Annotated in this window: 1 pseudogene; it reads left to right on the top strand. The window is 55.8% G+C overall.

What is annotated here, in order from left to right:
• Positions 1-127 precede the first annotated feature (127 nt).
• Positions 128-1,233 (top strand): annotated as a pseudogene (locus CWO84_RS15355) (IS5 family transposase).
• Positions 1,234-1,401 lie beyond the last annotated feature (168 nt).

Genomic DNA, 1,401 nt, shown 5'->3' with positions numbered 1-1,401 from the left:
TAACAGGCTGTTGATTTTATCGCTCCCGCAAGCCGCATTGATTGGTTGAACCAGATGCGAGAGTAATTCATAAGACATTGTTCTGCATGATAAAATAGTACCATCTCCAATATACTGCATTGATCCCATGCGCGGCGCCGACATCACCCAAGAAGACCTGTTCAGCTACCGAACCCTGGAAGCGCGGATTCCGAAAAAACATCCGCTCCGCAATCTACGCAAAGTAGTCGATCTGTTGCTCGCCACACTGAACGACGAGTTCGACGCGCTCTACGCCCGTCGCGGCCGGGATTCGATTCCGCCGGAGCGCCTGCTGCGCGCCAGTCTGCTGCAAGTGCTGTTCTCCATTCGCTCGGAGCGGCAGTTGGTGGAGCATATCGATTTCAACCTGCTGTACCGCTGGTTCGTTGGCTTGACCATGGACGACGCCGTATGGGATCACTCCACCTTCAGCGCCAACCGCGACCGCTTGCTGAACGAGCGCACTTGTGCCCTTTGGGTATCAGCCGTTTGTTTTTCGAACGGGTACTGGCCTTGGCGGAGTGGAAAAAGCTACTCTCCGACGAACATTTCTCCGTGGACGGTACGTTGATCCAGGCCTGGGCTTCGCACAAGAGTTTCGTCAAAAAGGACGGTTCGACCCCGCCGCCGGAAGACGGTGGACGCAATCCCACCGTCAACTTCAAGGGCGAGAAACGCAGCAACGATACCCACGCCTCGACCACCGATCCCGATGCTCGGCTGTACAAAAAGAGCGAAGGTGACAAATCTCAGCTGGCTTTCCTCGGCCATGCCTTGATGGAGAACCGCAATGGCTTAGTCGTCGACGTTGAAGTCACCCAGGCCACCGGCACCGCGGAACGCGAGGCGGCCGAAACCATGGTCAAACGCACGATCAGTAAACCTGGCGCAACCTTGGGCGCCGACAAAAACTACGATACAGCGGATTTCGTGGGCAAGCTACGCGGACGCAAAGTCACCCCGCATGTCGCCAGAAAAGAAAAAGGCTCGGCCATTGATGGCCGTACCACGAGGCACGACGGTTACCGCAAAAGCCTCAAAACCCGCAACCGGATCGAAGAAGTCTTCGGCTGGGCCAAGACCGTCGGTCCGCTACGGCAAACCAAGTTCCGGGGCTTGAAGAAAGTCGCCGCACAAACGTTTTTTACCTTTGCCGCCTATAACCTGACGCGAATGGGCGCCATTTTCGGTTGGCGTTACAGCACCGCCTAGGTGGTCGTGCGCCTAAAATCCGCCAAAAGGCGGAATTTAACCCCCTTAGGGGCGAATATAACCGGCCAAAACCGGTTTTTAAGGCCTAATCAGGCTTCCAGACCACCCGGCGCTTCGAGAAATGGCGCCGAAACCGAAGGTATATCGGTAAATTTCAACAGCCTGTTA

It is taken from the genome of Methylomonas sp. Kb3 (assembly GCF_002834115.1).
Classification (GTDB): Bacteria; Pseudomonadota; Gammaproteobacteria; order Methylococcales; family Methylomonadaceae; genus Methylomonas; species Methylomonas defluvii.
Note: the sequence above shows the minus strand (reverse complement) of the source record. Positions and strands in the feature narration are given on the sequence as shown.